This is a genomic window from Marinobacter maritimus (assembly GCF_007671675.1).
In the GTDB taxonomy this organism is placed as follows: domain Bacteria; phylum Pseudomonadota; class Gammaproteobacteria; order Pseudomonadales; family Oleiphilaceae; genus Marinobacter; species Marinobacter maritimus.
The window spans coordinates 1350273-1371766 of sequence record NZ_VCGW01000001.1 but is presented as its reverse complement, the minus strand read 5'-3'; the positions used below and the strand labels follow the sequence as shown (position 1 = coordinate 1371766).

Sequence of the window (21494 nt, the reverse complement as noted above, 5' to 3'; positions counted from 1 at the left end):
TATCTTGTGATGAAAGCCATTAAAGCCAACCATTCAAGCCAACAACGAGTGACACAATGACGATGAAAAACCTGAATATTCCGCAATCCAGTCGGGGCTTCACCCTTATCGAAATCATGGTGGTGATGGTAATTCTTGGCCTGCTGGTGGCCATTGTGGCGCCAAATATCATGGGCCGGAGCGACCAGGCCAAGGTAACCGTGGCGGAAACCCAACTAACCAATATTTCCAAGGCGCTGGATCTATACCGCCTGGATAACAGCCATTACCCCTCCACACAGCAAGGGCTCGAAGCATTGGTATCACGCCCCAGTGGCAGCCCCGAGCCCAAGAACTGGAACCCCGATGGCTACATGAAAAGCGTCCCGCAAGATCCTTGGGGGAGTGAGTTTCAGTATGTAAGCCCGGGCCGGGAAGGCCCTTACGACCTCTACTCAAAGGGTTCCGATGGCCAGGATGGTGGTGATGGCGACGCGTCTGATATCAGTCTCTGGAATGTCGGCAACTGATTCGTGATTCGCGCAAGATCAGGTAACAACAGCAACGGCTTTACGCTGATTGAAATACTGGTTGTCCTGGTTTTGGTCGGGCTGCTTGCGGCCCTTGCGGTGTTTACCATGGGTGGAAATTCTCAGCAACGGGAATTGCAAAATGAGGTGCGGGAACTGTATTTGCTGATGCAGACCGCATCGGACCAGGCGGTGCTGAACAACCTGGAGCTCGGGCTGCTGCTTGAAGAGAACGGGTATCGCTTTGTCGCCTTTCAGGACGAAACCGGCGATTGGAAAGGGTCGGGCGAGCGTTTATTCCGAGCCAGAGCGTTTCCGCAATGGCTGGTAACCACACCGTTCATTGAAAGCGATACTCCCCGCCTGGCGTCTGCGGAAGACAAGCTACGGCCAGATGTGGTGTTTTTCTCCAGTGGAGAAACCACGCCTTTTGAGCTGGAGTTCACCATTGGCAGTGAAACGGACTACACGCAGACCCTTGCATCGGATGGAATCTCGCCCATTCAGTGGCGCCAGCCAGGCGATGAGGGGGGCGACTGGTGAGGCCGTATCAACTCAACAAGCTGGAGAGGCCCGCAAGAGGTTTCACTCTCATCGAAGTGATGATTGCTCTACTGGTTTTCAGCCTGATCGCCACCGCCGCTGCGGAAGTGGGCAGCCAGTATATCTCAAGCTATGAACGTATCCGCGATAAAACCCTGGCAGGCTGGCTAGCGGATAACCGCATCAATGAAATCCGGCTGGAGAATAGCCTGCCGGGTATTTCCGAGAATGCGGAAGATAAAGACTACGGTCCTTTTCGCTGGCAAGTGGCAACAAAGGTGCTCGCCACGGCCGAGCCTAAAATGCGGCGCGTGGAAGTCGAGGTATCCCGATATCGTGAAGGCCGATCAAAACCCTACCCGGTGCATACGCTTTCTGCTTTCGTGGGTGAGAAATGAGAGAGCCGAATAGCCAGCGGGGGTTCACGCTTCTTGAAGTGCTTGTGGCGATCACTATTACTGCCGTGATCGGTATTGGCGTATGGCAGGTGCTGAACGGGGTAATCCTTTCCCGCGATCGGGTTGATGAACTCGCCGAACAATTCGACGGTGTGCAGCGGGCGATGCTCCTTCTGGAAAGAGATATCACTCAAATCGTTAATCGTCCGGCCCGGGATATTTACGGTGACTTCAAGCCTGCTTTGACCAGCCGTGAAGATGATTTCGCCCTCATGGTGACGCGACAAGGCTGGCGCAATCCGCTGGGTATCCGTCGCAGCAGCCTTCAGCGCGTGAGCTGGGAATACACCGGTAGTGAACTGCGTCGCCGATACTGGCCAATGGTGGATCAAGGGCAGGAGGATAACGGTCGGGATCTGTTGTTGCTTGAGGATGTCACTGCTTTTGACCTGCGGTTCCTCAACGAACAGAACAGCTGGGAAACTGAATGGCCACCCGACGACGCCATGGCCGCACTGACGCCCGGTGCGCGCCCCGACATTCCTTTTCCGAGGGGTATAGAAATCACCCTTGAGCACGAACTCTTTGGTGAGCTTGTGCGAACGTTTGTATTGCCAGACTATGATCCGGCGGGCGCGCAAGGCCTTGTGAATCAGATCAACGAAGCCCGTAGCGAGGCAGACGAAGAACAGGATGCCAGTGCCGCTGAACAGGGCGCTACTCAGGCTCCGACAGGGCAGGGAGGCTAGAACAACATGACCCCCTATTCTCACGGCACCTGCCCAAAAAAGCAGCAGGGTGTTGCACTGATTATGGTGCTGCTCGCAATGGCGTTAGTGGTAATGCTGGCCTCCGGCATGACCCAACAGCAAAATATTCGCGTGTTTAAAGCCGGACATTACCTGGCGCAGCAGCAGGGCCAAAGCATTGCACTGGGTGCAGAGGCGTTTGCGCGTCAGATCCTGGTGCGGGATTTTGAAGAGGATAAAGAAGACAGCCTGATGGTCGACAGCCTGGATGAATTCTGGGCGATGAACGCCGCCGTTCTGCCGCTGGACGAAAATGGCGTTGTGGAAGTGCAGATTGACGATCTGGGGGGGCGGATAAACCTGAATGACCTGGTTGCCGCAAGTGGCCAGGTGGACCCAGTGGTCAAAGATCGCGTTACCCGTTTGCTGATTGCGCTCGGGATCAACGGTATTTCGGTAGATGCTTTGGTGGACTGGATTGATCCGGACGATCAGACAATCAGTGCCTACGGTGCAGAAGATGGCCAGTACCTGATGGCTGAGCCGGGGTTTCGGGCGGCAAACCAGCCGTTTATGAGCGTATCAGAGTTGCGGCTGATTGAAGGTATGACTGAAGAAATATACGTGGCATTGCGGCCTCATGTTACGACCTTGCCGGTCAGCGGGCTGGGAATTAACGTGAATACGGCGACGGCTCACGTGTTGATGTCACTGCATGAGGACCTGACGGAAGCTCAGGCTGCGTCTATTCTTGAAAAGCGCGAGGAAGATCGGTTTGAGAACCTTCAAGACTTTCTGGCACTGCCAGAGTTCGCAGGGCTTGGTCTGAAGCAGCAAGGTTTAGGGCTGCAGACTCGTTTTTTTGAGGTTGTTGCAAGGATTACCTACGATAACCGTGTTGTTAATATGGTGAGCACGGTTTTTCGTAATCAGGAAGGTAATGTCCGGACGGTGCACCGGGATACAGGACAAAAGAATCGCATTACCAAAGAGCCCTATACTATCTCGGAAGGATAACCATGTCTTATCGCCTTTACGTGCGACCATTGCCTCTCATTGCTGAGAGCACAGATGATCCGGAAGCCCGTTTGTTCAACTGGGTGCTTTACGACGCCGGGGGTGATTCCCAGGCTCAGGGCAGCGGCGATCTTCGCAGCACGATTGAGCAAACGCTGAGCCAGAACGGCCTTGATGACGTTTTGCTGGTGGGCCTGATCCCGGGCGATGAGGCGTTATTCTGCGTAGCTGACATTCCCGCCAAACAGAGCCGCTTTATTAACCAGGCTTTGCCCTATGCAGTGGAAGAGCAAATCGCCCAGGATATCGATAGCGTTCACCTGGCGCTCGGCCTGCACACCCAGGAGGGCTATCGGGTAGCCGCGGTTGACCGTGTCAGAATGGCCCTGTGGCTTGAATTGTTCAGCGGCTGGCAACATACCAGGCTGGAAGCCATCTATCCTGACGCAGCATTGCTGCCGACAACAGAGGGTGGATGGTCGATTTGCCTCGACGGCGAATCCGCAATGATGGGAAGTGACCGGGGCGAGTGGCTGAGCATGCAATCCGCCAATCTGGGAATGTTTGCGCATACACTGGCGGCGCCTCCGTCGGAGGATGTGGTCGCCGAAGTACCCATTGTGGTTTACGGCACCGACACCGAATTTGAAGCGCAAGCGGCGCTGATTGGAGAGCTGATGGTGCCTGGCCGGCTTTCTGTTCGCCGAGAGTCGCTGGAGCTTATGCCGCTGGAGTTACTGGCTCATGCTCACCACCACCACCTGTGCCGCCCGATCAACCTGTGCCAACGGGATTTTTCAGTCAAAGACGGTAAGGCTAGCCCGCTGAACCCCTGGAAGCCGCTGATTGCCGTAGCCGCCGTGTGGTTTGCGGTGCAGGTAGCGGTAGAAGCCGGAATGGGTTTCTATTACCAGCAACAGGCCGAGGATTTGCGACAACAAGCAATGGCGGTTTATCGCGAATCCTTCCCGAATGACAGCAGGACTCATGCCGGCAATGTGAGGCGCGTGGTGGAAGGGCAGTTGCGTATGGCCGGCTCAGATGGCCCTGACGTGGATTTTGTCACATTGATGAAATACACCGGACAACAGTATTCAAATGTAGCGAGTTCGGGCTCGGTGACGTTTAACTCCATCAATTACAGCCAGTCCCGTGGCGAGCTGGTGGTTGACGTGCGCGCAGAGGGTTACGATCGCCTGAGTGCGCTACGCAACGGTCTGGCAGATCAGGGACTTGACGCCAAAATCGGCTCGGTGGTGAATGAATCCAGTGGCGCTCGTGGCCGCCTCACGGTATCCGGAGGGTAAGGCGATGTTGACGAAACTGAAAGACCAGCCATCGGTTGGCAAACTGATTGCCCAGTATGACCAGCTTCCCAGGCGTGATCAGCATGCGCTTACGGTATTGGCAGTTGCCGTGTTTCTCGGAATTCTCTATTTCGCGGTCTGGCGCCCGGTTACTGATTTTCACGACAAGGCCGCCGCGAGCAAGGACAACGCCGCAGAGCTGGTGGCTTGGGTGCAATCAAATGCGCCGATTATCCGGCGACTGGGAAGCGGCGGCGCAGGGTTGGCGTCGGCATCCGCAGATGTTCCCGCCGATGGTCGGGCACTGATGGGTCTGGTGACCCGCTCCGCAAGGGAATCCGGTCTGACCCTGCAGCGTTTTGAACCAAGTGGTGAGGGGGCTATCCGTGTGTGGCTGGAATCCGTTCCCTATTCAGAGGTTGCAGCCTGGTTGGAAATGCTCAATGGTAAGCACGGCATAGTGATTGATCAGGCGGCGCTTGATCGCGCCGGTGAACCTGGCCGGGTGTCTGTTCGGTTAACGTTGACAATCTGATTCCGAATAACTGGGTTCCGGGGTGGTCTCTCCGGACAGAGGCAGGAGAGAAAGCATGAGTAGCGACAGTGATAGCAAGCCGGAACCGGTTATTGTCCGGCTGGATATCAGCGCCCTGAATGAAGCAAGATCGATTCTGTATGATGCATACCGGGATGAACCAACGTTTCAGTACCTGTTCAACCATCGCAAGCCCGGTTATAACCAGCGAGTCCGGGCAACCCTGCGTGAACTGGTTGATCTGTACGTTGATCTGGGCCAGGAAGCGGTTGGCGTGATGGTCAACGATACGCTGGTAGCCGTGGCGTTCATCGGCGACCCGGACCTTCGCCTGAACCTGGCGGATCAGTTCAGCTGGAGAATTCGCATGGTATTAACGGCCGGTTTTGCCTCTACCCGCCGCTACCTGAACTATCACGAAAGAATCCGCGCAATGTTACCTCAGCCGCTGGCGCACCAATTGCCGTTGATGGGGGTTAATCCCAAGTATCAGAATCGCGGTTACGGTCGGCTATTGCTCAAGGCTGTTCAGCGGTTATGTGCGGATAATCCGCGTGGAAGTGGTCTGGTTCTGGATACCGGCAACAATCGCTATCTGCCGTTTTACGAGTCGGAAGGCTTCCGCAGCCTTGGTAAGATTCGCCTTGGTGGATTCGAGGATCACATACTGTTTCGTGAAATCCACCCCGAAGCCAAGGCTACGGCCAATCAAAACTAACGTTGTTACAAACAACAGGAGACATTGTGTCTGACAGCCAGGATTATGATCTGATCGTTATTGGTGCCGGTTCCGGAGGCGTGCGCCTTGCGCGCATGTCTGCCGGCCTCGGTGCACGAGTTGCGGTAGTAGAATCCCGCTATCTTGGCGGTACCTGCGTTAACGTTGGCTGCGTACCCAAGAAACTGTTCGTCTACGGGGCTCATGTCAAGGATGAGCTGGAAGACGCGGCAGGTTATGGCTGGAACGTACCTTTGGACGGTGTCAGCTTCGACTGGCCAACGCTTGTTGCGAACAAGAATACAGAAATCGAGAGACTTAACGGTATCTATGGCAAGCTGCTTGAGAACGCCGGTGTTACGATCATCGAAGGCACGGCATCCATAAAAGATCCGAATACGGTTGTCGTGGGTGAAACGGAATACACAACGGCGCACATAACCGTAGCGACCGGAAGCTGGCCGGTGGTTCCCGACATTCCGGGCAAAGAATGCCTCCTCACTTCCAACGAAATGTTTTTTCTGCCGCAATTGCCAAAACAAGCTGTGGTATGGGGTGGCGGTTATATCGCGGTGGAATTCGCAGGCATTCTTGCCGGCCTTGGTGTCGAAACCACGCTGCTTTATCGCGGCGATCTGTTTCTCCGCGGCTTTGATAACGATGTCCGCAGATTTGCCGAGCAGGAAATGCGCAAGAAAGGCATTCGTCTTGAGTTCGGCGTGACGATTGAGTCTGTGGAAGCTGAAAACTCTCATTATCGGGTCCAGCTCAGTAACGGCGACGTAATGGAGACCGGGCTTGTTATGGCGGCAACGGGCAGAAGGGCATTGGTAGACGGCCTGGGCCTGACAGAGTTGGGTATCGAACTTAATGCCTCCGGGCATGTAGTCGTGGATGATCATTTCCAGACCTCGGTCCCTTCGGTAACCGCTCTGGGCGATGTCATCGGCACGCCGCAGCTGACGCCTGTGGCGCTGGCGCAGGCAATGGTGCTTTCCCGCAGAATGTTTGGGGATGGTGAAGGCGATATGGATTACACCGCGATACCTACCGCCGTGTTCTGTCAGCCCAACATTGGTACGGTCGGGCTAACGGAAGAGGAAGCGCGGGAAGCAGGGCATACCGTGAGAATCTACCGCTCTGAATTCCGGCCCATGAAGTACGTGCTCAGCGGTCGCGATGAGCGCAGCCTGATGAAGCTTGTGGTTGATGACAAAACGGACCGGGTCTTGGGCGCGCATATGGTCGGGCCGGATGCCGGTGAAATCACTCAGGGACTTGCCGTGGCCATAAAGGCAGGGGCAACCAAGGCCCAATTTGATTCCACCATGGGCATACACCCGACATCGGCGGAAGAGTTTGTAACCATGCGTGAGCCTGTCGCCTGATCGAAAAAGGAGCCCATGGAAGGGCTTGATATTCCGTCAGTGCCTCGTCAGCTTGCTGACAGATTTGCCTGAGCTACTGTTCCGTGGATGCCAACCCAAGAGGCAACCTAAAGCGGAATGTAGTGCCTTTACCGGGATCGGTTTCAACCTGAATGTGACCTCCAAGAAGCTCAACCAGGCGCTGCATCAGTGACAACCCCATACCGGCACTGTCGAGGCTCCGTGTTTTGCTGGCCCCCGACTGTTCGAATGAACTGGAGATGTCCATCAGGTGTTCATGTGAGATACGGCTCCCGGAGTCGCTTACGGAGCAGTTGAAAACAATATAGCCATCCTCAATGGCAAAACAGCCAGCCTGAACATTTATAAAACCTTCGTTGGTGAATCTGATCGCGTTATCGAGCAAGCAGGCAAGAACCTGTCGAATCCTCGGAGCGTCACCTATTACCTGCGGCACTTCCGGCCAGTCACCATAAAAATCCAGTGTCAGCGCCAAGCCCTGCTCTTCGGCGACGTGACGGTAGGATGCGACGCAATTCGTAATCAGTTCTCGCAGGTTGAATGCCTGCTGTTCCGAAATGATCGTACCGCCATCCATGTGGGCATAATCGAGAATGTCGCTGATGACGGTCAGTAAATCTTCGGTGGACTGACGAGCGGTTTGCAGATAATCCCTCTGTCTGGCGCTGAGTGGCTCTTCCTGAGCCAGGTCAACCATGCTCAGCACACCGTTCAGAGGCGTGCGCAGGTCGCGGCTCATGGATGCCAAAAACTCGGATTTGGCAACGTTTGCGAGCTCTGCCTTTTCCCTGGCTAGCTCTGAGGCGGCTAGAGTTTGCTTACGCGATGCCCTTAGCGTCGCGAGACGTTCTGCCAACTCGTTGAGCTGTTGCTCAATAGTGATAACGTCTCTGAAGCTATGCCGCGTATTCACATTTGTAACCTGATAGTCCCTTTCGATCAGACGGCTGATGCGCCCGGAAACCTTACGAATAGGCAAGAGGATCGCCTTAAGCGAGTGATTGACCACCAGTATTGTAAACAGCAGTAGTGACAATCCGAGGGCCACGGACGTCCCGAGAATATCCCGGCGCCGCGCATTCAGAATGCTATCGCTGACCCCAACCTGAACAGTGCCTACGCGCAGTGCACTTTGCGCGTATCCATATTCTGGCTCGAACCACTGGATTTCCCTGCCAGTGTCGAATGCCAGTGGTTCTTGAAGAATTTCTGTTTCATAAACCTGAAATTCGCCCTGCATTTCGGGAGTTTCCGAGTTACCTCGAGCGGCTCGGCCGATTTGCTCACCGGTCACATCGGTAACACGAATCCAGTCCGCCTTGCTGTAACGGATAGATTTGGTAAGTATTTCCTGCAGCGCCATCTTGTTGCCAGAAACAACGGCATACTCGAGCGAAGGTGCCAAGCTGTCGGCCAGCAACTGGTTGCTGTCTGAAAGGTCACGCCGGGCATCCTCCAGCCGGGCAGAGGTAAAGAACCCTATAAAGGTTATAAACATCACGATAGCGGGTAATGCGCCAAGCATCAGGAGCTTGCGGGAAAGCGGCGTGCCGACCTTATTATGCTCACTCATCGCCTTGGCCCCTTTTATTGGTCAACAGCAATTCAACAGCTCTAGTGATCTCTTCACTGGAGGCCAAGGGAATATTGAGGGACCGGGCGACTTGTTGATTGATCTCGACCTGAAAACGGGCGGGATAATCCGGTTCAGGAAACTTTCCGGTTTTAAGGAATTCCTGCAAATACCCGGCCGTCATCCTGGCCATTTCCGGGAAGGGCGCGTAACCGGATGCCAGAGAGCCGGCTTTGACATAAGCCTGGCTTGGGCCGATGACGATCCTGTTTCGGCGATAAGCGGTCAGAAGAATGTATTTTATCGTCCTGGGGTTGTAGATGTCGCTGTCTGGTGCTGCCAGCAGAAAATCGCCGTAGCTCAGTGCTCGTGTGAGCGTCGGGATGAGCTGTTTGTCATCGTCCACCACGAAGAGGCGGGCCTTAAGGCCGTACTGTGGAAGCTGATCAATCAAGGTGTCATAGAGTTCGGCGGAGCTTGTAGTGGAAATCAGTGCGATCCGGGTAGCTTGTGGAAGAATGGCTTTGCCGATCAAGGCTTGCCGGAGCAGGGGAACGTCGTAGTATATTCCGGAAACTTGCCCAGGTGAGCGCGTTGCGAACCCTTTGAGAAAGTCCTGCGCTGCCAGCATGGCAAGCACCGGGGCGTTGCGGTTCGCTTGGCGAACACGGGAAAATGCCCGAGGGCCGATGGTTACAATGGGTGCGTTGCCAGTAAGTGCGGCTTGCTCATCTGAAACGAAAACCAGGTCCAGTTGGTTACCCAGGTATTCTTCCAGAAGGCTCTGTATGTGCTGATCCAGCGTAATATTACCCGAACCCGCAATATACACAGGTAAACGATCATTATCCTGAGCCTGAGCAGGCGCTGCACCGACAAGTATCGCCACTGCGATAAGCGTGTGAAATGCCTGACGGAGTCTGGTAATAGCCAGCCTCCAAAACAAAACGACGTTTTCTGTCATACCATCCCGGGCCAGACGCATTCCCTGGTTAAATATCAGAAGCGGATACCTGCTTCCAGAAAGAGCTGGTTCTGATCCTCGATATTATTATCAATGCTCATATCAGGATCTGTATTCATGTAATGCTGAACAGTCATAGCCAACTCCGCAGTGTACCTGGGCTGAAAAAACGATTTCGCCAGACGCAGGTCGAGTCGCTCAAACCGCGACTCTTTCAGTTGATCTGCCCAGTAAAAGGCTGCGGAGCCCTTCAGGCCAAACGGCAAGTTCTGAATTAACGCGATACTGCCGGAGTGTCTTGCCGAGAGTCGTCCCAGAAGGTCTACCTTGTACTGCTTTTCCTTCTTGTTGATACTATCGTCTGCAGAAATTTCCGTACCGTTGTACCAATCATCCTGGTCAAGATAGCCGTAGCTGACTCTGAATGTTGTTCCGGGGTACTCCATGGCGGCTTCAACTTCAAAGCCTTTCTGATCGATATCTACGTTGTTGTCGATCGTCCAGTCTTCAAATGCGATGATACCGCTTATCATATCCCGCATTTTGTCTTTGAATACCCTGACTTCCAGAGAGAATTGACCTCTTTCCATAGGAAACTGCCCGAAGTAACTGATCTCTCTGGAAATAATGCTTTCTTCTTCAAGTTTTCCGTCACGGTTGACGAGAGTATTTTCTACCCGATAGCCCTCGTACAAAGAGTATATTGCTGGCTGGACATCTCTCAATGTGAACCCGTAATCCGGATTCTGCTCAAAACCGTCAGGTGTGCGCACAGCTTTCGAATACACGAACCTTAGCGCGTGGTTATTTCCAAGCGTGAAGTTTGCCGCAAGCCGGGGCGAGAAATAGCCCTCGTCGGTGGTTGTCGTGCGTTCCCAGTTACCGCCGCCGTTCAAGGTGAGCCAGTTGACAGGGGTGTACTCCAGATTGCCAAATACTCGAGACTGATAGTTGTTTCCCCGTCCGTTAAATAGCGTCTCAGAGCGATAGGTGTCTTTGCGGTAGCCCAGCCCGGTAACGAGCTTCAGGTCATCACTGAATAACACCGTGTCCTGAAGCTCGAATTCCAGCCTGGAGTCTTCGGAATCCTGGTTTACATTGGCGATGAGTGGGGTTCCGCCTGACTGAAAGCAATTATTGGCGTCGTCAAATACCTCGGCACCGTTGGCCAGGCAGTTTACGAGCGATTCGGGTATTTCTACGGGCCAGCGTTGTCTGCGATTGTAGTTCTCGAAGCTCACCTGAACGTGAAAAAAATGGGTTCTTGATGTCGTAAAGTTAAGCTGTGTCTGAACATAGTAATCCCGAACGCCAATGTTCGGGTTGTCAGTAGCGCCGAGTTCGCCATTTTTATAAACGTCTTCTTCGTTAATGCCATCAACGACGCCAAAGCGAATATCTGCATTAAAGCCGGAATTAACCTTCAGGCGGGAGTCATAGTTAAAAACGTTGATATCATGGCCGTCGTTAAAAGGTGTGCGCTCGTCATCCTCAAGCTGATAATCAAAACCGCCGAATTTGCGCTTTTCGTACGCTAACCGCCAGTCGTAGCTTTCGCTGACATCACCAACGGAAGCAAAAGTGCGGAGATAGTCTCTGGAGCCTCCCACAACCCGAACCTCTGCACCGGCGGTGTCAGCCGGGTTGCGGGTAATGATGTTGATGGTGCCCAGAAAGGCATTAATGCCATAGGCGGCTGAATTCGGCCCGCGACTTATCTCGACTCTTTCAATGAGTTCGAGCGGAACCGGCATCGTTTGCCAGTCCATATCAGACAGGGTGGAGCGGTGCGAGGTCCGACCATCGACGAGCACCTGCATCCGGCGTTGTTCATAGTGCACCGTACCGTGGTAGGTTGTGACCGGCGTGCTGCTGCCAACATCGCCCACAACCATGCCCGGAACGAGCCGGAATATCTCAACAAGACTCATGATGCCGAGATCACGAATCATCTCGCCATCGATAACCGTGGTTGCTCCAGGAACCCGTGTTTTTGGCTGGCGTAACCGGGTGGTTGTCAGAACTTCCGGTATCTCATCGTTGAATCGGTAGAAACCAATCTGTTCAGGTTCATCGGAGAGCGATTGGGAAGCGGCTGGGGAGCTTATCAACATGAAACCCAGAACGCCTGTAGCAACATAACGAGGAGGCCAGAAAGCCGGGCACCAACGAGCGTAGTTGTTGAAGTTCGTAACGAGCATGGGTGTCGTTCTATAATTGCGCAATTAAAAGCGAAGCTCTGTTTTTGTATTTCTTCGCTATCGTATTTGACTACATGGCATTTGTCTCTCAAAAATGTAATGAATCACAAGGGTGGAGTAAGCCTGATATGAATGGCAGGGAAATTGACCGCGAGTTGGATGCATCGGAGAGCCAGGTTGTTCGCGAGGTGATGATTCAGATCAAGGCGCTTTTGAATGACCCCGGCAGGACCCGGGATGCGGGTATATGGAAAGCAATACTCTGCGAGCCCCCGGCTGATCAATTGCCTTTGCGCCGGGAGATCGGTAGACAGCTGGAGCCACAGTTACGCCCGATGGCTGAAAATGGCAGCTTTGCTACTCCGGTTGTGCGCTTTCTGGCGGAATGGTTTGACTGGCACAGCCTGCATGACGTTGCAGCGCAGGAAGATGAGCGCAACTATCCTGAGCCGGATGAAACCTTTGAGGAGAAGGAGAGCCTGGATGCAGAGCCGCCGCAAATCGTTAACTTTTGGCCGGCTGTTATTGGATGGATTATTGGGCTCGTTATCCTCGCCATTCTTTTCGGTGGTATGAGCGGCGGTTGACGCCGCCGCGCGATCATTCCGCTTTAGCTGCTGCCTGTGCTGAATTGGACTCGGCGATTTTGTCCCGGTATTTCTGGGCCAGAATGGCGCCGAGAATCACCTGAACCTGATTGTAGCACATGATCGGCAGAACGATCATGCCGAACCCGGGGTGCCCTGAAAACAGTACGTTTGCCATGGGCAATCCGGAAGCCAGGCTCTTCTTGGAACCGCAAAAAACCACCGCTGCTTCATCTTCCAGACTGAACCCGAACCGCCGTACCAGAAACCGTGCAAAAAACATGAATAATGTCAGAAGCCCGATGCACAGCAATACTGTGAGGACAATGGCTTTTACGGGCAGATTCTGCCAGAGGCCGCTTTCTACCGAGTGCGAGAAAGCGGAGTACACGATTAACCAGATCACGCATTTATCGTAGCGCGCCATCAGGCTCTCATTGCGCGCCAGATAACCTCCCAGGATCGGTCGCATGGCGTGGCCAATCGCAAACGGTAATAACAGCTGCAACACGATATCTTTCAGGGCTTCGCCCACTGCAAAATCGCCGCTACCGGACGAACTGACGAGCAATAACAGTAGGAACGGTGTCAGCATCATGCCAAAAACATTGGATGCAGCTGCACTGCAGATAGCCGCAGGTACGTTTCCTCGGGCCATAGCCGTGTAGGCTATGGATGACGAAACGGCAGACGGCAAGACTCCCAGATAAAGAAAGCCAAGCCCCAGGTCAGCTGGCATCCACGATGGTGCAAAACTGCTCATACCATTAATGGGTAGCACTACAAGCGGAAAGAACCCGAATGTGAGTGCGGTGATCAGTATGTGTAGCCGCCAATGCGAAGCACCCGCAACGATCTGTTCCCGCGATAACGCCGCACCGTGAAAGAAGAAGAGCAGGGCGACGGCTACGGTTCCGGCACTTGCCAGGAAATCCCCGGCAGTGCCTGTGGCAGGCAGAAATGAAGCCAGGACAATGGCGCCTAGCAAAAGGATGGTAAACATGTCAGGCCTGAACTTCATAATCAGGAGCCTCTCTTTCGAAGCGCTTTAAGGCTGGGTGCAAGAAGATCCCCGGCAAGTTTTTCAGCTTTTACCGGCTCCTGGCGGCGAACAGCGGCCAGAAGCAGTTCATGGTCTTCCTGCGAGGGCTCGGGTAAGTCCGCGTCGTTTTCCGTGAGCTCAATTGTCTGGGTGATGGCGTGGGAGAAATAGTCGTAAAGCTCTGCCAGTGCCGAGTTATGGGATGCGGCCACCAGCGCGTGATGAAAGGCCTCATCGTGGCGAATTCGAGCCGCGAGGTCGGTATCGGCCTTGCCTCTGGCATCGAGCGCCATGGTCATGGTGCGGAGATCCTGATCGGTGCGTCTCTGCGCTGCGAGCTTCGCCGCTTCCGTTTCGAGCATGATCCGGACTTCCAGTTGGTCCGTGAGCTGGGTGCGGGCGATACGTTTGAGGGTTTCGCCGGCATCCCGGGTTGCTCTTACATAGGTGCCGTCTCCCTGACGGGTTTCGAGCATTCCCACGTGGGCGAGTACGCGCACGGCCTCACGTACCGTGTTTCTGCTCACGCCCAGGGCTTCTGAAAGCTCTGACTCCACGGGGAGTTTACCGCCCACTGGCCACTGCTCCGTTTCGATGGCATGTCTCAGACTTTCTATGGCAGTTTCAACAAGTGAACCTTTCTGGATTCTTTTTAGCATCAACCTATCATCCGCTTATCTGATCATCCAATCATCCTATGTATTTATGGCCGATGCAAACTTTGCTTTTGGCTCGAGCACAGAGTTCAGAGAAAGGTAATGCAAAAGCCAGGGAGTGCGCCTGAAGCCGGGCATTACCCGGCTGGATCAAGCAGTTGATAGTCTGTTGTGTCCACGCGGCGCGTGGAGAAACGGTAGGAGAACGTAAAGCCCGGCCAGTTCAGGGTGTTTTTGCCGTTGGCATCGAGGTACCAGGAGTTGCATCCGGAGCTCCACACGCTGCCTTCAAGGTTTTGCTGAATAACATTCGAATAACGTTTCATGCGGTCTTTACGCACGTCCATAGCAGCGCCAGGATACTTTTTAAGGACCTTCAGACAACCGAGCACGTAGTTAAATTGCGATTCGAGCATGTACAGAATCGAGTTGTGTGCGAGGTTGGTATTCGGCCCGTAAAGCATAAACAGATTCGGAAAGCCTGATACGGTAATCCCTTTAAAGGCAACAGCGCCATCTTGCCAGGCTTCATTCAGCGTTATTCCGCCGCGTCCGATTACGCGAATCGGCGACAGGAATTCTGAAGCCCGAAAGCCGGTACCAAAGATAATGGCATCAACTGCGTAATGCGTGCCCGATTGAGTCTGAACCCCGGCGCGGTCAATTTTTTCGATCGGGTCGGTAACAAGATTCAGGTTGGGACGATTAATGGCGGGATACCAGTCATTGGAAATCAGAATTCGCTTACAGCCAATTTGATAGTCCGGAATGATGTGTTTTAACTTTTCCGGGTCCGTGACGTGTGTCCGGGCTTCCTTTTTTGCTTGTCCTGCAAAGATACCCAGCAGGCCATGGAAGCGGGTAAAGGCCAGGGCCCGACTTTCGTTTTTCCAGTAAATAAGATAGCGGTAAACTCTGTCCCAGGCGGGAATGGTTTTGAACAGGGTTTGTTCCCAGCGCTTGAAGGGGCGGTCCGGTTTTGGCAGAACCCACGCAGCCGAACGCTGAAACAGGGCGAGGGATTTAACCTTGCCAGCAATTTCCGGTACAAACTGAATAGCGCTCGCTCCGGTGCCGATCACCGCAACGCGCTTGTCCTTGAGATCGTAATTATGATCCCAACGGGCCGAGTGAAAGCAGGCACCCTCAAATTCGCCCATGCCCTCGAGTTCGGGCCATGCAGGCTGGTTCAGTTGGCCTGTTGCTGTGATGACCACTTCTACCTCCAGCGTTTCACCGCTGGTAAGTCTCAGTGTCCAAAGGTTGCTGGCGTCGTCAAATACGGCCTCCGACACTTCAGAGTTGAAACGTATCTGTTCTCGAAGGCCGTATTTTTCAACACAGTGTTCCATGTAGCCAAGAAGTTCGTGCTGAAGCCCGAATTTGCGAGACCAATCGTGTTTCGGCTCGAAAGAATAAGAGTAAAAGTGCGATTGTACATCGCAGGCCGCGCCGGGGTAGGTGTTGTCGCGCCAGGTACCACCAACGCGGCTGAATTTTTCCAGCAATGTGACCTGCTCAAAGCCGGCCTTTTTTAGTTGAATCGCTATGCCCAAGCCACCAAATCCTGTCCCGATTATGACGATTGAGGGCTGCGTGTTGCTGTTTTGCTGTGTCATACCTGATGGTCCAACCTATTATTATAATAATGACGACTTGTTCATTATACGGATTCTGCGCAATCCGGGTCATGGCAGTTTAGGACAGAGTGGGTGGTCAGACTGATCAGTTCAGGGCCGCATCATGAAATCCTCTACTGGCTGTGAGAGCAACTCCCGCAGGGCTGGGCTTTCAAACTGGCGCCGAATGCTGATTGCATAGAACTCCTCGTAGACGCCCGGCAAAGCTACGTAATCAAAAAGATCTCCGTTCCTCAGCTCATCCCGTACTACCACCGGAGGTAAAACAGCGAAGTGCCCGGAATCACGGGCCAGCAGTCGCATCATGGCCATATCATCCACCTCTGCGACCAGCCTTGGTCGGACTTTGTGGTATTCGCAGAGCTGATCAAAGGCTTGCCGGATATTATTGTCAGCGCCAGGAACGATCAGGCTGCGACCTTCGAGAAAGTCCGGAAAGGTTACATTTTCGCCGGATTCTGGCGGACCGATAATGCTCACGGGTTGCCTGGATATCAGTTTTGAGCGCCAAGGGTTGGACTCATCACCGCGCACCGGCTGATTGGAAAGAATGAGATCAAGCCGGTGGGCGGACAGGCGTCTGAGCAGCTCGTCAATATCACTGCTTTGCAGGCTGAACTCAAGATTTTCGCGCCCGAGCAAAGGGTGCAGGAAGGCTTCCTGAAAGTTTCTGGACAACGTTGCTACAGCCCCGATACGCAACACCTCCCGGTTTACCTGTGCACCGGACGCAAATACTGCCGAGAGCTCTTCACCCTGACGGAATATTTCTTCAGCGTAGGAAAATGCCATTCTACCGGCCTCGGATAACTTGAGGCGACGGCCCTCACGGATAAACAAATCGTGCCCAAGGCTGTCTTCCAGTTTGCGTATCTGTCCGGACAGCGCCGATTGTGAAATGTGAAGCGCGTTCGCTGTCCGCGTCAGGTGCCCGGTGCGGGCAACCATCCAGAAGTAGTAAAGATGGTGATAGTTGAGTTTCATGTTTGGGGTTCGTTCATCGTTCTTTAAAAGTGAACATTAAGTTCAGTATAAACCATTTTTTATATCAATCTAATGACGGCAAAGTACTCGGCAAGAAAGTGCTCGGGAAGGTAGCACTCACGGAAGTAAGTGAAGATATATCAGGAGAAAAACGCCCATGAACGATCTTGCTTTGTTTTTACCTGCACTGTTTTTGGTGGCCTGGCTGGCGGCACCCGCTGCTTTGCTGGCACTTGCCGGATTCAGCGCCTGGACCCGCAACCCTCTGAAGTTGAACCATTGCTGGCGCCTTGCTGAGAAACTGCTTGTTTTCTCTATGGGTGCGACGCTTTTTATTGCAGCAATGCTTTTTGTCGATCTTCAAAGCGGCTCGCCGAGCAGTTTGTTGGCAGTGCCTGGTCGCTGGCTTGGACTTTTCCCCACGGGAGTGGCTGCCTGGATGGCACTTATGGTCGGTTTTATAGGCTGGGTGATTCTGCGTTTTTCGGAGCGTTATCTGAGGGGCGATCCCGGTCGTGAGCGCTTCCTGCCATGGTTTCTTCTGACCATAGCCTGTGTTCTGGTTCTGGTAATGACCAATAATCTTCTGGTGCTCGCCGGCGCCTGGGTCGGTGTGAGCATTTCACTGCATCAGCTTCTTACCCTTTACCCGGAACGGCCTCAGGCGCGTATGGCCGCCATACAGAAGTTCATTATAAGCCGTGCAGGGGACTCACTTGTGGTGGCCGGTGTGGTAATGCTGTACCTCCATCACGACACCTTCTACTTGCCGGATATGATCCAGGCACAAGGTACTGCGCCGTCTTCGTCGTTCACACTGACCCTGGCCTCTGTAGCGTTGGCCCTTGCGGCCATTCTCAAGTGCGCCCAGATTCCGTTTCACGGCTGGCTGTTGCGGGTTATGGAGGCGCCGACGCCGGTGTCTGCCCTGTTGCATGCGGGTGTTATTAACCTCGGCGGGTTTCTCTGGCTGCGTCTCTTCCCGGTCTTTGACGGCTTCACGGCCGGCCACCTTATCTTGCTGACTATTGGTGGGCTTACTGCGGTCATCGCGGTACTGACCATGATGACCCAGTATTCCGTGAAGCACGCACTTGCGTGGTCTACCTGCGCGCAAATGGGCTTCATGCTCTTCGAAATCGGAATGGGCGCCTACACGCTTGCGCTCTTGCACCTTTTGGCACACTCACTCTACAAAGCGCATTCGTTTCTTGCCTCCGGCAGGACGGTCAAAGCCTCTGCGGTTGGTATCTTTGCCCAGCAGCGCTCTCCGGCAGGGCTACTATGGGCACTTCTGACTAGCGGTTTAGCAGCGCTGATCCTGCTTCAGGTTCCCGGCCTGGTGGAAGGGAACATAGTGTTCGGCGCCTTGCTGGTGCTCGCGGTATCAAGCGCGGTTATGGCTGTGCCAGCGGGCGCGACCCTGGTATCACAGGTCCGTATTGCCTTGCTTGCCCTGGTTCTGGTTCCTGCCTATGGCGTGCTGCATGCGCTGGTCAGCCCCGCTGTGCCTGAGCACACAAACTTCGAAACTCCGCTGATCGCTTATGCCATCGCGTTTGCACTCCTGATTGCGCTGGTCACAGTTTCGGGGTTGATTATGCACGGAGGCCATAACCGGTTTACCAGCATCCTGTGGCGTCACTTCAGCAAGGGGCTTTACCTTGAGTTGATGTTTGACCGGATTACCCGCCGCTTCGCGTCTGAATCACTGAACGCGCCGGGCATCCTCAAGAGAATTCCCCATCACCCGTTCACCATGGAGAAGAGATCATGATGGATTCGAGTGCAGCTGTATCTGCAACTGGTTTCGAAGAGCATGGGATGCAGAATGCCATAAAGCGGGCCTGCGGGTTGATTGCACCAATCTGGCCACTGGATCAATGGATTGCCGTAAACCCTTTCTGGGGGCTCCGCGACCAATCGGTAAAACGTGCCGAGCAACTGCTTGAGGAAAGGGCAGGCTTCTCGTTCCTCATGCCGGCGGATTTCTACCGGGAGGCTTGGGAGGGCGGCAGGATCTCTGATTCGGATTTGCAAGCGAGCCTGAATGAAAGCGGGAGTACAGGTGGCCTTCAGCCAATGTTTGACCTGCTAAAGCGCGGTGAGCAGGCTGGGGGTTCTCTCTGTTTGTCGATTCTTGATGTGTTCCCGGCAAATGCGGAAGGCGTTAAGTCTGCCGATACGGTATGTGATGAAATAGGGCGACTCTGTGGTGCTTTTTTCGATGCTCGCCAGAGCCGGTGGTCGCCCGCCGTGAACCGGGCACGCCAAGGCGGGTTCTTTGAGTTCTGGCTTGAAGCCGCGCAGCAAGATCTTTCACTGGATTACAGAACAGGTATCGCTGGTGCCCGCGAGCGACTCAAAGCTTTTCCGGGTGCGCGCCTGCAGGCGCTAGAAAGAGCCGTAGTAATGATTGGCCTTGACGCTGAGGAATTGGAAGTGCTTTGCCATAACCTGTTGATGCGAGTCGTTGGCTGGGCCTCGTGGAGTAGTGGCGTCGACTGGCGGGCAGGTCTTGCAGGAGAAGACTCCGAAGCGAAGGAATCTCTGCTTTCTGCTTTGCTGGTGTGGGAAGCTGTTGCTCTTGAGTGTGCCTCTGATGAGCAGATTGCTGCGAGGGAAGAGGCTTGGGAAGAGATTCGTCAGAGCATGCATGTAAGCGGCCGCGAGAGCTCAACTGGTCTGGATGCTGCGAACGACCCGGAAGAGAAGTTTCTGTGGATCTGGCAACGTGCCTACGAAATTGGTTACCAGCGCAAGCTCATGCACATAATGGGTGAGAGCTCTGGGAATGCGACAGACGCCGAAATGGCAGAGGCTGGGCCGGATGTTCAGGCGGTTTTCTGTATCGATGTGCGCTCTGAGGTGATGAGACGCCACCTGGAAAACGATAACCCTCGTATGCAAACGTTGGGCTTTGCCGGCTTCTTCGGTTTGCCAATCTCACACCAGAGCCACGGCCCCTTTTCCGAGGTGCAAAGACTACCCGGGCTGTTGGCTCCGGCCTACCGTCTTATCGACACTGAAGGCAGTTTGAACGGCGATAACGCATTGAATCGCGAGTTAGACCAACGGGAGATAACTCGCGAGTCCGTGCGTAATGCCAAGTACAGTAGCCTTTCGACATTTACCCTGGTTGAGACCACTGGTCTCGCCTGGGCCTGGAAGCTGTTCAAAGGCAGCCTGCATCAGAAAACAGCGCGAAAGTCCGAAAAGCCGGGCTCGATGAAAAGCGCTTTGACAGGCACTCTGGTACACCGTCTAGGGGGCGACCCTCTGGCAAGACACGAAAAGGTCAAGCTGGTCGCAGGCTTTCTGCAGGGAATGTCGCTGACAGGCGATTTTGCCCCCTTGCTTGTGTTCGTCGGCCACGGCACGCAAACCGATAACAACCCTAACCATGCAGGGTTGGCTTGCGGTGCTTGTGGTGGTCAGAGTGGTGGCGTGAACGCACGGCTGGCAGCGGCACTCTTTAACGACCCGCAGGTGCGTGAGGGCCTTGCCGAAGAAGGTATTCACATACCGGATGAAACTTTGGCGGTAGCTGCCGAGCACTGCACGGTAACAGATGAAGTAACGCTGTTTGATCAGGAGCCAGTTCCCGATTCTCATAAGGCGTTGCTTTCGGAGCTACAGGGCTCTTTTCTGAATGCCGGACGAGAGGCAAGAAAAGAGCGGGCGACACCGCTGAAGCTCAATGGGCTTGACGAAAAAGAACTGCTGGCAGCCATGCATCAGAGGGCCGTGGATTGGTCTGAGGTTCGGCCTGAATGGGGCCTTGCAAACAATGCGGCTATTATTTTTGCAAAGCGGGATCTGACACGGGGAAAGAACCTTTCCGGCAGAACATTCCTGCACGATTACGACCCTGAGTTGGACACCAAGGGCCAGGTTCTGGAAGCATTGATGTCTGCGCCCATGATGGTGGCAAACTGGATCAACCTGCAATATTTTGCGTCGGTGACGGCACCGGAAGTTTATGGCGCCGGGAACAAGCTGCTGCATTCAGTGGTTGGTGGAAACCTTGGTGTTATAGAAGGGAATGGCACAGATCTGCGTATTGGCTTGCCATTGCAGTCTGTGCACGATGGCCTCTACTGGCGCCATGAGCCGCTTCGCCTCACGGTACTGATCGATGCGCCAAGGGAGCGCATTCAGGCAATTGTTGAGCGCCAGCCCGATGTTGCACGACTGGTTAATAACCAATGGCTGTGGCTGCACAGAATACTGCCCGGGGGTGGGCAGGAGCGGTTTGATAAGGGGATGTGGCACTGCTGCTCAGGTTAATCCTGAGCAGCGTTCAGAACGTCCGGCTTTTTCAGAGCTTTCTGAAAGAGATCCTTTTCTTCGGCGATGGCCATGGCGCACTTTTCCGCCATGTCATCGCCCAGACCTTCAACTTTCCGCGCCAGGAACACCTGAATTTCCTCCGCCAGTTCCAGTATTTTATCCCGGGCATCGGCGTCAGCTTTTGATGTGAAAAGCATGGTCTCAGGATGTTTTAATGCCATATCCAGGCCGTCCCTATCGGAAAAATAGACTGCTTGTACCGCCATGGTCATTCCTCGCAGTGAATGTCTGTTTTACTGTATAAAAATACAGTATATCCGACTGTCACAGAGAAATATACCCAGGAACGGCAAAAGCAGTTAGCTCGCC

The 21494-nt window shown here is 54.1% G+C and carries 20 protein-coding genes; 12 read left to right on the top strand and 8 right to left on the bottom strand.

The genetic code is table 11. From position 1 onward, the window contains the following. The first annotated feature begins 56 nt into the window (after nt 1-56). The 9 genes from gspG to gorA are packed head-to-tail and all read left to right on the top strand — an operon-like array spanning nt 57 to nt 7164. A complete protein-coding gene (gene gspG, locus FFI90_RS06265; RefSeq protein ID WP_144777010.1) occupies nt 57-509 on the top strand; it encodes a type II secretion system major pseudopilin GspG in 453 nt (150 codons plus the stop codon). Nucleotides 510-512: 3 nt separating this feature from the next. Next, complete coding sequence (gene gspH, locus FFI90_RS06260; RefSeq protein ID WP_425463079.1) at nt 513-1052, top strand: type II secretion system minor pseudopilin GspH; 540 nt, start codon at nt 513-515, stop codon at nt 1050-1052. After that, entirely contained in the window at nt 1049-1450 is a 402-nt protein-coding gene (gene gspI / locus FFI90_RS06255; RefSeq protein ID WP_281288092.1) for a type II secretion system minor pseudopilin GspI, read from the top strand. The genes gspH and gspI overlap by 4 nt, the downstream gene beginning before the upstream one ends. Next, the gene (gene gspJ, locus FFI90_RS06250) at nt 1447-2199 is read left to right on the top strand and encodes a type II secretion system minor pseudopilin GspJ (RefSeq protein ID WP_144777009.1); all 753 of its coding nucleotides are present in this window, start codon (nt 1447-1449) and stop codon (nt 2197-2199) included. Before gspI ends, gspJ begins: the two co-directional genes overlap by 4 nt. Before the next feature lie 6 nt (nt 2200-2205). Further along, the gene (gene gspK / locus FFI90_RS06245) at nt 2206-3216 is read left to right on the top strand and encodes a type II secretion system minor pseudopilin GspK (protein WP_144777008.1); all 1011 of its coding nucleotides are present in this window, start codon (nt 2206-2208) and stop codon (nt 3214-3216) included. A gap of 2 nt (nt 3217-3218) precedes the next feature. After that, a complete protein-coding gene (gene gspL, locus FFI90_RS06240; protein WP_144777007.1) occupies nt 3219-4523 on the top strand; it encodes a type II secretion system protein GspL in 1305 nt (434 codons plus the stop codon). A 4-nt stretch (nt 4524-4527) separates the two neighbouring features. Beyond that, the gene (gene gspM / locus FFI90_RS06235; protein WP_144777006.1) at nt 4528-5058 is read left to right on the top strand and encodes a type II secretion system protein GspM; all 531 of its coding nucleotides are present in this window, start codon (nt 4528-4530) and stop codon (nt 5056-5058) included. 55 nt (nt 5059-5113) lie between these two features. Beyond that, a complete protein-coding gene (locus FFI90_RS06230) occupies nt 5114-5776 on the top strand; it encodes a GNAT family N-acetyltransferase (RefSeq protein ID WP_144777005.1) in 663 nt (220 codons plus the stop codon). A 26-nt stretch (nt 5777-5802) separates the two neighbouring features. Next, a complete protein-coding gene (gene gorA, locus FFI90_RS06225; protein WP_144777004.1) occupies nt 5803-7164 on the top strand; it encodes a glutathione-disulfide reductase in 1362 nt (453 codons plus the stop codon). A gap of 73 nt (nt 7165-7237) precedes the next feature. On the opposite strand, the gene FFI90_RS06220 is transcribed toward gorA, so the two are convergent. From FFI90_RS06220 to FFI90_RS06210, 3 genes are read right to left on the bottom strand one after another with little or no spacing between them, the layout of a single operon-like run. After that, nucleotides 7238-8758: a sensor histidine kinase gene (locus FFI90_RS06220; RefSeq protein ID WP_144777003.1), complete on the bottom strand. Its 1521-nt coding sequence runs from the start codon at nt 8756-8758 to the stop codon at nt 7238-7240. Continuing rightward, entirely contained in the window at nt 8751-9722 is a 972-nt protein-coding gene (locus FFI90_RS06215; RefSeq protein WP_246123369.1) for an ABC transporter substrate-binding protein, read from the bottom strand. The genes FFI90_RS06220 and FFI90_RS06215 overlap by 8 nt, the downstream gene beginning before the upstream one ends. Before the next feature lie 35 nt (nt 9723-9757). After that, nucleotides 9758-11836: a TonB-dependent receptor plug domain-containing protein gene (locus FFI90_RS06210; protein ID WP_246123368.1), complete on the bottom strand. Its 2079-nt coding sequence runs from the start codon at nt 11834-11836 to the stop codon at nt 9758-9760. Nucleotides 11837-12051: 215 nt separating this feature from the next. On the opposite strand from FFI90_RS06210, the gene FFI90_RS06205 reads away from it, so the two are divergent. Beyond that, nucleotides 12052-12510, top strand: a complete 459-nt coding sequence (locus FFI90_RS06205) for a hypothetical protein (RefSeq protein ID WP_144777001.1) — start codon at nt 12052-12054, stop codon at nt 12508-12510. 13 nt (nt 12511-12523) lie between these two features. Here FFI90_RS06205 and FFI90_RS06200 read toward each other — a convergent pair whose 3' ends face one another. The 4 genes from FFI90_RS06200 to FFI90_RS06185 all read right to left on the bottom strand — a co-directional run bounded on the left by FFI90_RS06200 (nt 12524) and on the right by FFI90_RS06185 (nt 16832). Further along, a complete protein-coding gene (locus tag FFI90_RS06200) occupies nt 12524-13531 on the bottom strand; it encodes a bile acid:sodium symporter family protein (RefSeq protein WP_144777000.1) in 1008 nt (335 codons plus the stop codon). 2 nt (nt 13532-13533) lie between these two features. Continuing rightward, a complete protein-coding gene (locus tag FFI90_RS06195; protein ID WP_144776999.1) occupies nt 13534-14211 on the bottom strand; it encodes a FadR/GntR family transcriptional regulator in 678 nt (225 codons plus the stop codon). A gap of 134 nt (nt 14212-14345) precedes the next feature. Continuing rightward, complete coding sequence (locus tag FFI90_RS06190; RefSeq protein WP_144776998.1) at nt 14346-15827, bottom strand: flavin-containing monooxygenase; 1482 nt, start codon at nt 15825-15827, stop codon at nt 14346-14348. A gap of 111 nt (nt 15828-15938) precedes the next feature. Then, a complete protein-coding gene (locus FFI90_RS06185) occupies nt 15939-16832 on the bottom strand; it encodes a LysR family transcriptional regulator (RefSeq protein ID WP_144776997.1) in 894 nt (297 codons plus the stop codon). Nucleotides 16833-16989: 157 nt separating this feature from the next. On the opposite strand from FFI90_RS06185, the gene FFI90_RS06180 reads away from it, so the two are divergent. Together FFI90_RS06180 and FFI90_RS06175 are read left to right on the top strand one after the other, a co-directional pair. Then, the gene (locus FFI90_RS06180; RefSeq protein ID WP_144776996.1) at nt 16990-18609 is read left to right on the top strand and encodes an NADH-quinone oxidoreductase subunit L; all 1620 of its coding nucleotides are present in this window, start codon (nt 16990-16992) and stop codon (nt 18607-18609) included. Further along, entirely contained in the window at nt 18606-21122 is a 2517-nt protein-coding gene (locus FFI90_RS06175) for a YbcC family protein (RefSeq protein ID WP_144776995.1), read from the top strand. The genes FFI90_RS06180 and FFI90_RS06175 overlap by 4 nt, the downstream gene beginning before the upstream one ends. Here FFI90_RS06175 and FFI90_RS06170 read toward each other — a convergent pair. Continuing rightward, nucleotides 21119-21391 (bottom strand): YebG family protein, encoded by a 273-nt coding sequence (locus FFI90_RS06170; protein WP_144776994.1) that lies wholly within the window; start codon nt 21389-21391, stop codon nt 21119-21121. The two genes, FFI90_RS06175 and FFI90_RS06170, sit on opposite strands and share 4 nt — an antisense overlap. Between the last annotated feature and the right edge of the window lie 103 nt (nt 21392-21494).